This window comes from Streptococcus pseudopneumoniae, from assembly GCF_001073085.1.
GTDB classification, from domain to species: Bacteria; Bacillota; Bacilli; order Lactobacillales; family Streptococcaceae; genus Streptococcus; species Streptococcus pseudopneumoniae_M.
This window is the reverse complement of the sequence record NZ_JVFV01000038.1, coordinates 1-12,858: the sequence shown is the minus strand read 5'-3', so window position 1 is coordinate 12,858 and position 12,858 is coordinate 1. Positions and strand designations below refer to the sequence as shown.

Here is a 12,858-nt window from a genome sequence, read left to right as displayed (position 1 = left end):
TGTTTTGTTATACTTATACCATAAAAAGAAAGAGGTTTAAATGATGGTCAATACAGGATTAGATAACAAATATCAATTTGAAAATTTTATAGAAAAAGATGGTAATGCTTTGGCAAAGAAAGAATCCTTAGAAGTAGTGAAGAGCTTAGGATTTAAATATAATCCCCAATATAATCCCCTTTATATTTATGGGGAATCAGGTTCAGGAAAAACACATCTCCTGCAAGCTATTGGTAATAAGGTTCTTGAGAATAATCCAGAAAAACGAGTAAAATACATTTCTGCTGAAAACTTATTGGAAAATGAGCTAGAAATACAAAAAGTTAGAAGTGAGGAGTTTGATCTCCTAATCGTAGATGACATTCAGGTATTGGGAGAAAAGGATATTCTTATTAAAGAAAAATTTTTTAATCTATTTAATTCTCAACATTTTAAGAATAAGCAAATGGTTTTCTCTAGTGACACTGAACCAGATCAATTGGAAAATGTACCTTCTCGTTTGATTGTGCGTTTTAAGTGGGGAATGACAGTGTGTCTAGCATCAATTGAAGGATAAAAAGGACTGCAGATGAATGATCAAGAAAGACTACTAACGATTTTTTTACGATTACAGTTTGGGACTCCGTTAGTAAAAAAGCAGTTAGCTCAGGAATTTATGGTTAGTGAAAAGACTATACAGAGAGATTTTTCACTTCTGCGTTATATCTTATCTAGTTGCCACAATTATAGTGGAGATTTGATTTATAGTCGTAAGACGAATCAGTACTGTTTATCAAGTAAGTCAATTTTTTCTAAAAAAGATATTCTAGTTATTTCAAAGATTTTATTAGAAAATCGAGCACTTAACAGAACAGAAATTGACAGCTTATTAAAAAAATTACTAGTTTTAGTTCCTGGTGATGATCAGAAAGAAATTGAGCAGATTATTGGTAGTGAAAAGCTTAATTATGTTCCCTTAACGGATCAACAAGATAGAATAGAGAAAATTTGGAATTTATCGGAGGCTATTCTACATGAACAGGTCTTAGACATTATCTATCAAAAACCTTATTCTGAATCTTCTAAGAAGCAGACGGTTTTGCCAGTCTCTCTTTACTATGATAGACATTATTTCTATCTGGTTGTATACCAGTTGAAATATGAGACTTATATTACTTTAAGAGTAGACCGTATCCAGTCTTGGTCTCATAGTGATATAGAGAAGCCCTCTATTTCTTATCGAGATAAATTTAGAGATGGAGACATTCGTAACGAGAGAGTAGATGCTTTTATTGGGAAGAAAATCAATATTGAAATCGAGTACTTGTACGATCCGAATATTGTGATGGATCAATTTCCAAATGCAAAAATAGTTGGGAAAAATGGTGACTGGACTCATTTTAAGTTTGAAAATCAGCATACACCTGGGCTTAAAAGATGGTTACTAGGACAAGGGGAAGCAATAACTGTTTTGTCTCCTCGAATTTTAGTAGAGGATATGAAGCAAACAGTTCAAGAAATGATAGATAAATATAGATGAGGATAAAATGACTATTCAATTTACTTCTAAAAAGGTTGGAGAACTATTGAAAGAAGGGAAGTTGCGGATTCCTTCTTATCAAAGACCATATAAATGGAACAGAAAACATATCCGTAATCTTTTTTATGATCTACGAGATGCTATGGGGAAGAAGGAATATCAGATTGGTTCCGTTATCTTACATGAAATCTTACATGAAAATGATGGATACTTAGATGTTGTCGATGGACAGCAACGGTTAATTTCAATTTCCTTGTTTCTTCATTTATTAGATGATTTAGGGAATTATAAGGGTGCTCATCAACTGCTGAGTGCTGAATTTGGAGAGCTATCTTGCTATCATGCGAGTGAAAATTATAATGAGTGGGAAAATTTGACTCAATTGGTTGGCGAAAAGGAGGCCAAAGATATTTGCAATTTTTTATTGGAAAATTGTTCTGTCTCCGTGATTACTATGCCACAGGAACGATTATCTGAAGCCTTTCAGTTATTTGATTCTCAGAATAATCGTGGAAAATCTTTAGAACCTCATGATTTGCTCAAAGCCTATCATCTTCGCAAGCAAGATTCAGAAGATGAAAAGATTGTTGAAAAGTGGGAGCAATTTGTAGAGGATAAAAATTTAAGTCTCAAAGAGTTGTTTGATAAACATCTTTTTCGTATGAGACGTTGGTCGCGAGGAGAGACAGGATTAACAAACAAGCGTTATGGATCTTATCTTCGTTTTACAGAGGATTATATTGACGACTTTAAAGGCGTTGATTTGAATCAGAACTTTCCATACCTAGAATTGTATCGTCATATTGAAAATCTCCCCATGTCCATTACTATGCCAATCATTGATGGAAGTAAATTTTTTGAGTATATTGAATCTGCTCATGAAACTATTAAAAATCATAAAGATTTTTTAAATGAAGAGTTAGGATTTTCTGATGAACCTGAAGGTGAAGAAAAAAATGTAGCTTACCCAGAAGGCGTGTTGAACATTTACAATAGCTCAAAGGGGCGCTATCTCAAGTGTCACAATATATTCCTAAATATTTGCTCGCTTTTCGCAGATAGATTTGGAAAGAATGAGCTATCAAAGGAGATAGTAGAGACCTTGTTTATTTGGTCTTATTACCCTCGAGTTAAGTCTAAAGCCATATATGATGCAACGGTAGGAAACTATGCTGCTGGTGGAAGGTTTAGACAAAAAGAGGTTCAAAAATTATTTCAACTTTTATCTCATGCTGTCACTCCGAATGATTTCATGATCAAGATAGATAGAGAGCTATTTGAAAATTATGCTGTGGACAAGATTATAGAAGAGGAAAAAGATAAATGGTAGAAACACATATAAGTTTATCAGTGAATCGTTTGTTAAATGAAGATACCTATGCTATTCCTCTTTATCAGAGAAATTTTGCCTGGACTTATGATGAAATTGAGCAATTATTGAACGACGTAGCAGATGCTTTTCAAGAAAATAGAGACAATTACTATATTGGAACATTAGTCGTTAATAAAGATAATGACCTTTTCAAAATCATAGATGGGCAACAACGGACAACAGCCCTTAATTTGATTGCCTTAGCTTTGAAGCATGAGTTTGGTTTTGATAGATTGAAAGCTGTCAATCTTACCTTTCCAGCTAGGAAGAAATCAAATGAGAATATTCAAAAACTATTTACTAAGCAAAAAATCTCTGAGGACGATGAAAATGAATTAACTAGAGGTTACGGGCATGCTAAAGATGCCTTGAAAAAAGTGCTAGGAGAGCGTCAACTTGAAATTCAGTATTTCGTTGACTATCTTTTTGATAATGTCATCATTTTTCGAAGTATACTTCCTAAAGATTTAGATTTGAATCTTTATTTTGAACGTTTTAACTCTCGAGGTGAACAACTAGAAGCTCATGAAATTATTAAGGCGCAAATGATGGCTAAGTTTGGTGAAAATCAAGAAATGGCACAAAAATTTGCGAGAATCTGGGATGCTTGCGCAGACTTTGATAAGCCAGTATCAAGTCAATTTAAGATGCGACGTAAGAGAGCAGATGATTTTCAAGAACGCGAACGTATTTTTGGATGGCATTTTACAAATTACTCATTTCATAATATTTATGATGATATTGATTTTTATCAAAATGAAAGAAGAAAGTTATCAGATATATTAGGAAAAAAGATAAATGAAAAAAATATAGAAGTAGAAAAAAATTTTGGTGATTATACCCAAGTTATCGATTTTACAACCTTCCTACTCCATGTATTGGCAATTTGGGAAGGTAAGGATACCAATGAGGTTCAGTTAGACGACAAGAAACTTTTAGCTCTATTTGATATAAAAAATAAAAATAAGACTTGGATTATTGAATTCAGTGAATTTCTTCTTAAAATAAAACATATTTTTGATAATTACATCGTTAGAAATTCAAATATGGATTCTTCAAGCAGAAATAAGGATGAATGGTTTTTGCAGAAAGGAACTTATTATGAATATCAACCTAATGGAAAAGCGAAAGAGCATTACATAGTTGAAGAACGCTTTACTAAGAATACGTTTTCAGATTCGGAAATTAACAAAAATATTATTCTTCTTCAATCTATGTTTGCTGTGACCTTTACTGCTAATCGTGATAGTCGTTGGTTATATGAGATTTTACAATTTCTCTTCAGACATATTGAAGAACTAAATGATCAAGAATTTGGTGCTCATTTTAAAGAATTTCTTGAAAAAATGGCAGTGACGTATGCAGAAGAAAGATTGTTTACTGAGGATAGAAGAATTAAGAAATACGGTGCAATTCCTGTTTATGCTTTTAACTTTGTAGATTATGTTTTATGGAAAAATCGCGAAGAATTAAAGAAAACATACGATGTTAAGTTTGAAGATTTCAAATTTGTATATCGTCGTTCTATAGAGCATTGGTTTCCACAACATCCAAATAGTGATGAAAGAGTTGAAAAAATTGATGATAAATTTTTGCACTCCTTTGGGAATCTTTGTATCATTACAGATAGTCAAAATTCGAAGTTTGGAAATTTAGTTCCAAGTGCAAAATATAAACAGTGGGAAGGAATTTTCAATCGCCAGAGTTTAAAATTACAGATGATGGCAGATGTAACGGTAAAGAATGATAAATGGGGTATTTGTGAGATTCAATTTATGGAAAAAGAAGTGGAAAGATATGTACACGACTTTTGTGATAGTTAAATGAAAACAAGCTTTAATGAGCTTGTTTTTTAAAATGCTAATATATGTGATATACTAGTAACGGAGGACATTTCATGAAACTAAGAATATTCGCGGAAGATAAACCGGCTGAGAAGGTGTTTGAGTACCAATTGGAACTTGCTGATCAGACAATTCTTCTATCGACAGCACTCTTGTCAGGTACTATTGCACTAGTAGGGCTACTTTCTGCTTTGAAAGAAAAATAAAAATAGAAAAGAGAAAACAGAATGGTTTTACCAAATTTTAAAGAAAATCTAGAAAAATATGCTAAGTTATTGGTTGCAAACGGAGTGAACGTGCAACCTGGTCATACCTTAGCTCTCTCTATCGATGTGGAGCAACGCGAGTTGGCTCACTTAATCGTCAAAGAAGCCTATGCACTTGGAGCCCACGAAGTGATCGTTCAATGGGCAGATGACTTTGTAAACCGTGAGAAATTCCTTCACGCGCCGATGGAGCGTTTGGACAATGTGCCAGATTACAAGATTGCTGAGATGAACTACCTACTTGAAAATAAAGCAAGTCGTCTCGGTGTTCGTTCTTCTGATCCGGGTGCATTGAACGGAGTAGATGCTGAAAAGCTCTCAGCTTCTGCTAAAGCAATGGGAATTGCTATGAAGCCAATGCGTATCGCAACTCAATCTAACAAGGTTAGCTGGACTGTAGCAGCCGCTGCTGGACTTGAGTGGGCTAAGAAAGTCTTTCCAAATGCTGCGAGCGACGAAGAAGCAGTGGACCTCCTTTGGGACCAAATCTTCAAGACTTGCCGTGTCTACGAAGAAGATCCAGTTAAGGCTTGGGAAGAACATGCTGCTATCCTCAAGAGCAAGGCGGAAATGCTGAATAAAGAGCAATTCACAGCCCTTCACTACACAGCACCAGGAACTGATTTGACACTTGGCTTGCCGAAGAACCACGTTTGGGAATCTGCCGGAGCGATCAATGCTCAAGGCGAAGGTTTCTTGCCAAATATGCCAACAGAAGAGGTCTTTACAGCCCCTGATTTCCGTCGCGCAGATGGTTATGTCACTTCTACAAACCCTCTCAGCTACAACGGAAATATCATCGAAGGCATCAAAGTGACCTTTGAAAATGGTCAAATCGTTGATATCACAGCTGAAAAGGGTGATCAAGTAATGAAGGACCTCGTCTTTAAGAATGCTGGTGCGCGTGCCTTGGGTGAATGTGCCTTGGTACCAGATCCAAGCCCAATTTCACAGTCAGGTATTACCTTCTTTAACACCCTTTTTGACGAAAATGCTTCCAATCACTTGGCTATCGGTGCAGCCTATGCAACGAGCGTTGTTGGTGGAGCAGAGATGAGCGAAGAAGAGCTAGAAGCTGCAGGACTTAATCGTTCAGACGTTCACGTTGACTTTATGATTGGTTCGAACCAAATGGATATCGATGGTATCCGTGAGGATGGGACACGCGTACCACTCTTCCGCAATGGAGATTGGGCAATTTAAGGAGAAACTATGATTGGAAGTATGTTTGTCGGGCTTTTAATCGGACTACTAGCAGGAGCTATCACCAATCGTGGCGAACGCATGGGCTGCTTCGGGAAAATGTTTCTCGGCTGGATTGGTGCCTTTTTAGGACAATTAATCTTTGGTTCTTGGGGACCAAGCCTAAGCGGTACAGCCATTATCCCATCAGTTCTCGGGGCTATGATTTTGCTAGCCATTTTCTGGGAAAGAGGAAGCTAAGTTTCGCTATGGAAGGCAGATTAACTTTAAAGAATAAGAGAGAGGCTGGGACAAAAGTCCTAGCCTCTCAATTGTCTTTGGATTGTCGATCAAGACGCAGTGGTTGAGTGGCCTCTACTACGCTGATTTCATCAGCTTTTACAGCCCTACTCAACTGTGCGGAGGTGGGACGACGAAATCGAATTCTAACGAATTACCGATTTCTGTCTCACTCTCTCTTTTTAGGTCGCTATATAAAGTCCTTTGAAAGCATTCATCTGGACTTTGCCACAGAGCTTTCAGTGACTGGTTCTTTTTATATTGCCTCAAGTATGGTACAATAAAAGCATGAGAATTCAACAATTACACTATATTATCAAAATTGTAGAGACTGGTTCGATGAATGAAGCTGCCAAGCAACTTTTCATTACTCAGCCTAGTCTGTCAAATGCAGTTCGTGACCTAGAAAATGAGATGGGAATTGAGATTTTTATCCGAAATCCTAAAGGAATCACCCTCACACGTGATGGGATGGAATTTCTATCCTATGCCCGTCAGGTTGTCGAGCAAACGCAACTTCTAGAAGAACGCTATAAGAATCCAATCGCTCATCGCGAGCTTTTTAGTGTGTCTTCGCAACACTATGCCTTCGTGGTTAATGCTTTTGTTTCCTTACTTAAGAAAAGCGATATGGAAAAGTACGAGCTTTTTTTGCGTGAAACCAGAACTTGGGAGATTATCGATGATGTCAAGAACTTCCGTAGTGAAGTAGGGGTCCTCTTTTTAAATAGCTATAACCGGGACGTTCTTTCGAAGATGTTGGATGACAATCATCTAGTGGCCCATCCTCTCTTTACAGCGCAGCCCCATATCTTTGTCAGCAAGACCAACCCTCTGGCCAAAAAAGACAAGGTGCAGTTGGCAGACCTAGAAGACTTCCCTTACTTGAGCTATGACCAAGGAACCCATAATTCCTTCTATTTCTCAGAAGAGATTTTGTCACAAGAACACCACAAGAAATCCATCGTGGTTAGTGACCGTGCGACCTTGTTCAATCTCTTGATTGGTTTGGACGGCTATACCATCGCGACAGGTATCCTCAATAGTAATCTTAATGGAGACAATATAGTTTCTATTCCTCTAGATATTGATGATCCGATCGAGCTGGTCTATATCCAGCATGAAAAGACTAGCTTGTCTAAGATGGGTGAACGCTTCATCGAGTATTTGCTTGAAGAAGTTCGTTTTGATAGCTAATCGTAAGTACATTAGAAAAGAAAAGGAAATATGACTACAATGAATACCAATGATTTTGATTTTCACTTGCCTGAGGAGTTGATTGCACAAACACCTCTGGAAAAGCGCGATGCCTCTAAGCTCTTGATGGTTAATCGCCAGACTGGAGAATTTCAAGATCGCCACTTTCACTCCATTATTGAAATGCTAGAGCCAGGTGATGCCCTGGTGATGAATGATACCCGTGTCTTGCCAGCCCGACTTCATGGTCAAAAGGAAGAAACAGGTGGTCACGTTGAGCTCTTGCTCTTGAAAAATATAGCAGGAGACGAATGGGAAGTCTTGGCTAAACCTGCCAAACGTCTCAAGGTTGGCGCCCGTGTTGTCTTTGGTGATGGTCGACTAAGCGCAGTTGTGACTGAGGAATTAACTCATGGCGGCCGTATTGTCCGTTTTGAGTATGAAGGAATTTTCCTAGAAGTACTTGAAAGTCTTGGTGAAATGCCCTTGCCTCCTTATATCCATGAAAAGTTGGATGACCGTGAACGTTACCAGACAGTCTATGCCAAGGAGAGTGGCTCAGCTGCGGCGCCGACTGCAGGCCTCCATTTTACCAAGGAATTACTGGAAGAAATTCAGCAAAAAGGAGTTCACTTAGTTTACTTGACCTTGCACGTTGGGCTTGGGACCTTTAGACCTGTTTCAGTAGATAATTTGGATGAGCACGAGATGCACTCAGAGTTTTACCAATTGTCTGAAGAAGCTGCAGCGACCTTGCGACAGGTCAAAGAAAATGGTGGTCGTGTCATTGCTGTGGGGACAACCTCTATCCGTACGCTCGAAACTATCGGAAGCAAGTTTGATGGGCAAATCCAAGCAGACTCTGGCTGGACCAATATCTTTATCAAACCAGGCTATGACTGGAAGGTTGTGGATGCTTTTTCTACGAATTTCCATTTGCCTAAATCAACACTGGTTATGCTCGTTTCTGCCTTTGCAGGCCGTGAATTGGTCCTCGAAGCCTATCAGCATGCTATCGACCAAAAGTACCGTTTCTTTAGCTTTGGCGATGCCATGTTTATCTACTAAAAATAGAAGTGCTAATTCCTGATTGGATTAGCCTTTTTTGATATCAGATAGCTATTGAATTAATGCTAAATAAATGATACACTGAAAACTACAGGTTAGCCGTCAAAAATATATGTAATTTCAGGCTAGCTATTTTAGATGCAGATGAGACTATATCATCATTTTAAAAGGAGATTATCATGAAAAAAACATTGCGCTACACCAGTCTTTCAGCTCTTGCCTTGTTGGCTGTGGTGACACTTGCTGCTTGTGGAGGAAATGCTGAAAAAACTACAGCATCTTCAAGCAAAGAGGCTTCTTCTAAAGTAACTAAGGAGTCATCAAGTAAAACAGAAGCTAGCCAAAAAGAAGAACAGAAGTCTGAGACGAGCACATCAAGTTCCGCAAGCACTCAAACGGATAAGAAGGAAGAGAAGAAAAAAACTCCAGAAGCTTACACAAAATTCCTTGGAACGTGGGAAAACTATGCTGGAACAACTGCTACAGTCACAGCGGATGGAATCGTGACCATTCAAAGTTCAAAAGGAACCTTCCAGTATGAAATGGGGCAAGTAGAGGAAAAAGATGGCTACTATTCAACAGGAATCCATCTTGTTGATGGTGGAGAAGGTGCACGCCTCATCTATACACCAGCAGGTGTAGCAAATGAATTGACTGGTACGGATGGTAGCCAAGATGTCTTGGCAATTGGCCAATCACCAAGCGACAAAGATAGTCATTTTTACCGTAATTAAGAGTGAAAAGAAGAAGTGAGTCATACTGATGGCTCGCTTTTTTATCAAATAAACATAATTTAAATAGCTATTAAAATTTATATGAATCCTATTAGGAATATTTTCAGAATTTTTCCACCTGTTGAAAATAATTAAAGAAAACTATAAAAGCTTGTCTTTTAAAGAGCAATATGGTAAAATGATGGCGAATATAACAATAGTAATATAGGAGATAACGAATGAAAAGAATGTTTTCTGAATCTAAAGAACGTTTTTCTATTCGAAAGTACACTATCGGTGTTGCTTCCGTGTTGTTGTCAACACTGGTATTTGTGGAAGGAAACGTTTATGCGGACGAAGTGAAGAATAATACAGATTCACAAACTTCAGTTGTCGCACAAGGGAATCAAGGCGAGAGACACAAGGAATCTGGTCTTGAATCAAATGAAGCTGTAGCACCAACTAGCCCTAGTGCTACACCAGCTGAATCAGTTTCATCAACTTCGCAAGCTAGTACAGAAGGTCCTGAACATGTGACTAACAAGGAAAAAACTGAAACACAATCAAATGAAGCTGTAGCACCAACTAGCCCTAGTGCTACACCAGCTGAATCAGTTTCATCAACTTCGCAAGCTAGTACCGAAGGTCCTAAACATGTGACTAACAAGGAAAAAACTGAAACACAATCAAATGAAGCTGTGGCACCAGCTAGCCCTAGTGCTACACCAGTTGAGTCAGCTTCTCCAACTTCGCAAGCTGGTACTGAAGCTTCTTCTGTAGCTAACGATAAAAAAACTGAGGCACAACCTACAACTAGATCAAGACGGTCTAAAAGAGAACTGCCTTCATCAGGTGGTGCAACAACCTATGTGAAAACAGGTGATACGATTACCGTACAAAATCCAGATGTTGAAGTGAATTTTCCAAATGGTAACGGATTGTATGCCCCAGTAGAAACTGTCATTCGCATGAATATGCCTGATAGTTTAACCATCAATCGCAATGATAAACTGGTAGTTGATATCCCAGATGCTATAAGAATTCCTACAAGTTTGCACTATGATGTGACGGGACCAGGTGGTCAAGTTATCGGGAATGCTTTCTTGGATTCAGTCAATAATAAAGTGATCACCACTTTTACAGATTACTTTGAAAAAAATAATCTTGGAAAAAATTATACGTTAAACCTTAGTACAGGTTGGAAATCAACTGTTAAACCAAATGTTCCAACGGAACTCAATTTCAGTGGAACCAAGATTACGGTAACAGTAGGCCCCGAAAATGCTCCAACACCAGCAGCAAAATCAAAGGTTGAAAAATACGGAGAAGCAGTAACAGGACATCCTGAATTAATCAGATGGACCATCCGTGTAAATGCAGGAAGTCTAGTAGCTCCACAGGTTTTAAACAACTACCAATTGATTGATAGTCTTCCAGATGATCAAGAATTGGTTCAAGATGGTGATCCAGTATTAACAGAGTTTGATAATAAGACAAAAGCAACATGGCGAGCAGGGCATGCTGATGATATTCCTTCCGATCATGTGGATTTGTGGAATGGAAAAGCTCTTAGAGCCGAAAAAGTTCAGTCAATTTCACCGTGGGTATCTAAAGGAAATGCAATTCAATTATTAGAGAATATCAAGACAAGTTCATCTGGTTTTTCATTCAAGATAGCACAACTGAACGAAATGATTTACGTCCGTTATATGACTAGATTGAAGAATGTTTCAGCGAACCCTACACTTGAAGAGTTGCAACAAAAACACGGAAATGATATTAAAATCACCTATAACAATGGAGAAGAGTATAGTTACCAAGCAACTTTTGCCTTTAAGGCAGGAGGATCTGGTTCAGCTACAAAAGCAAAAAAACCAGCAAGGGTCGATTTATCATTTACGAAACAATTGGAAGGAAGAAATTTAAAACGTGGCGAGTTCACTTTTAATTTGATTGACGATAGTACAGGTCAAGTTGTTGACACTCAAAAAAATGATAGTTTGGGTAATATTACTTTTGATCCACTCTTGTTTAATTCTGTAGGGACCTATCATTATACAGTTGAGGAAGTCACTGGTTCAGAAACTGGTATGACTTATGATCCAATGAAAGCTAACGTAACAATCACGGTAAATGCTAACGGAGATTCCTACGTAGCTCAAACAAGTATGCCAGCTGATACTGAGTTCAACAATACCTTCAAATCATCTCCTGTTAAGGTAAATCTGGAATTTAATAAAGAACTTTCAAATGGTCATTTAAATGCAGGAGATTTCAGTTTTACATTGACTGGTGATAACAATGTAAATGAAACTGTTACTAACAATGCTGATGGGAAAATTACCTTCAGCGAATTGTCATTCGATAAAGTTGGTGTCTACAACTACACTGTTAAAGAAAAGAAGGGGAACAAACCTGATGTAGACTACGATGAAATGACTGTCGCAGTGAAGGTGACTGTAACAAAAGATGAGGATTCAGGTCTGTTAACTGCCAAAACAGAGATGACTTCAACAGGTGGTGAAGCAACTGGTACAGATGACAAGACATTCAATAACCATGTCGTTGCTCCTGTCACTGCGCAATTTGACTTCACTAAAGCTCTTGCAGGTCGTCAGTTGAAAGCTGGTGAATTTAGCTTTGAGTTGGTAGACCCAAGCGATACTTCAACAGATCCAAACGGAAAAGTTCTTCAAACGAAGACAAATGATGCCAATGGACTTGTGAAATTTGATGCTCTTACCTTCAAGAATGGTCAAGAAGGAACGCATAAGTACATCGTACGTGAGGTTCAAGGTTCACTTACTGGGGTAACTTATGATCCAATGAAGGCAGAGGTGACAGTGACTGTAACGAAAGCAGGTCATACTCTTACAGCAACCAAAGCCCTTCCAACAGATACTGAGTTCAATAATACCTTCACACCTGGTGCAACTACAGCACAATTCAGTTTCACTAAGAAATTGGAAGGAAAAACGCTTGAAGCTGATGCCTTCACCTTTGAATTGCTTGAAAATGGCCATGTAATCCAAACGAAGAAGAATAAAGCTGACGGAACCATCCAATTTGACGCGATCTCATACGCAACAGAAGGACCTCATACCTATACCGTTCGCGAAGTAGCCGGAGCAGATACAGACATTGACTATGATACTATGAACGCAGAAGTGACTGTTAATGTCACTAAGAATGCGACAACAGGTGTCTTGACAGCCAATGTCACAATGCCAGCTGATAGCGAATTTAACAACTATGCGGTAGCCCCAGTCACAGCACAATTCGACTTCAGTAAGGCTCTTGCAGGCCGTACCCTTAAAGCTGGTGAGTTCAGCTTCGTCTTGAAAGATAAGAATGGTACGGTTCTTCAAACGAAGACTAATGACGCCGATGGTAAAGT

Annotated in this window: 11 protein-coding genes; all 11 read left to right on the top strand. The window is 38.2% G+C overall.

Translation table 11 applies throughout. From position 1 onward, the window contains the following. Positions 1-40: 40 nt before the first annotated feature. Entirely contained in the window at positions 41-556 is a 516-nt protein-coding gene (locus ADH90_RS07715) for a DnaA ATPase domain-containing protein (RefSeq protein WP_049530733.1), read from the top strand. A 12-nt stretch (positions 557-568) separates the two neighbouring features. Beyond that, complete coding sequence (locus ADH90_RS07710; protein ID WP_049530732.1) at positions 569-1,519, top strand: helix-turn-helix transcriptional regulator; 951 nt, start codon at positions 569-571, stop codon at positions 1,517-1,519. A 7-nt stretch (positions 1,520-1,526) separates the two neighbouring features. Further along, the gene (locus tag ADH90_RS07705; protein ID WP_049530730.1) at positions 1,527-2,849 is read left to right on the top strand and encodes a DUF262 domain-containing protein; all 1,323 of its coding nucleotides are present in this window, start codon (positions 1,527-1,529) and stop codon (positions 2,847-2,849) included. Beyond that, positions 2,843-4,714, top strand: a complete 1,872-nt coding sequence (locus tag ADH90_RS07700) for a GmrSD restriction endonuclease domain-containing protein (RefSeq protein WP_049530729.1) — start codon at positions 2,843-2,845, stop codon at positions 4,712-4,714. The genes ADH90_RS07705 and ADH90_RS07700 overlap by 7 nt, the downstream gene beginning before the upstream one ends. Positions 4,715-4,788: 74 nt before the next feature. Further along, entirely contained in the window at positions 4,789-4,941 is a 153-nt protein-coding gene (locus ADH90_RS11410; protein ID WP_049530728.1) for a hypothetical protein, read from the top strand. A 21-nt stretch (positions 4,942-4,962) separates the two neighbouring features. Further along, entirely contained in the window at positions 4,963-6,204 is a 1,242-nt protein-coding gene (locus tag ADH90_RS07690; RefSeq protein ID WP_049530727.1) for an aminopeptidase, read from the top strand. A 9-nt stretch (positions 6,205-6,213) separates the two neighbouring features. Further along, a complete protein-coding gene (locus ADH90_RS07685) occupies positions 6,214-6,444 on the top strand; it encodes a GlsB/YeaQ/YmgE family stress response membrane protein (protein ID WP_049504434.1) in 231 nt (76 codons plus the stop codon). 327 nt (positions 6,445-6,771) lie between these two features. Beyond that, entirely contained in the window at positions 6,772-7,680 is a 909-nt protein-coding gene (locus tag ADH90_RS07680; protein WP_049530726.1) for a LysR family transcriptional regulator, read from the top strand. Positions 7,681-7,719: 39 nt separating this feature from the next. After that, a complete protein-coding gene (queA, locus tag ADH90_RS07675) occupies positions 7,720-8,748 on the top strand; it encodes a tRNA preQ1(34) S-adenosylmethionine ribosyltransferase-isomerase QueA (RefSeq protein WP_049530725.1) in 1,029 nt (342 codons plus the stop codon). Positions 8,749-8,927: 179 nt separating this feature from the next. After that, complete coding sequence (locus ADH90_RS07670) at positions 8,928-9,482, top strand: hypothetical protein (RefSeq protein WP_049530723.1); 555 nt, start codon at positions 8,928-8,930, stop codon at positions 9,480-9,482. A 218-nt stretch (positions 9,483-9,700) separates the two neighbouring features. Then, positions 9,701-12,858 (top strand): Spy0128 family protein (locus tag ADH90_RS07665; protein WP_049530722.1); only part of this gene is annotated, 3,158 nt, incomplete at its 3' end.

Coding starts and splice junctions, on each gene's coding strand:
- ADH90_RS07715 (WP_049530733.1), top strand. CDS start 41: ATGATGGTCAATACAGGATTAGATAACAAATATCAATTTGAAAATTTT.
- ADH90_RS07710 (WP_049530732.1), top strand. CDS start 569: ATGAATGATCAAGAAAGACTACTAACGATTTTTTTACGATTACAGTTT.
- ADH90_RS07705 (WP_049530730.1), top strand. CDS start 1,527: ATGACTATTCAATTTACTTCTAAAAAGGTTGGAGAACTATTGAAAGAA.
- ADH90_RS07700 (WP_049530729.1), top strand. CDS start 2,843: ATGGTAGAAACACATATAAGTTTATCAGTGAATCGTTTGTTAAATGAA.
- ADH90_RS11410 (WP_049530728.1), top strand. CDS start 4,789: ATGAAACTAAGAATATTCGCGGAAGATAAACCGGCTGAGAAGGTGTTT.
- ADH90_RS07690 (WP_049530727.1), top strand. CDS start 4,963: ATGGTTTTACCAAATTTTAAAGAAAATCTAGAAAAATATGCTAAGTTA.
- ADH90_RS07685 (WP_049504434.1), top strand. CDS start 6,214: ATGATTGGAAGTATGTTTGTCGGGCTTTTAATCGGACTACTAGCAGGA.
- ADH90_RS07680 (WP_049530726.1), top strand. CDS start 6,772: ATGAGAATTCAACAATTACACTATATTATCAAAATTGTAGAGACTGGT.
- queA (WP_049530725.1), top strand. CDS start 7,720: ATGAATACCAATGATTTTGATTTTCACTTGCCTGAGGAGTTGATTGCA.
- ADH90_RS07670 (WP_049530723.1), top strand. CDS start 8,928: ATGAAAAAAACATTGCGCTACACCAGTCTTTCAGCTCTTGCCTTGTTG.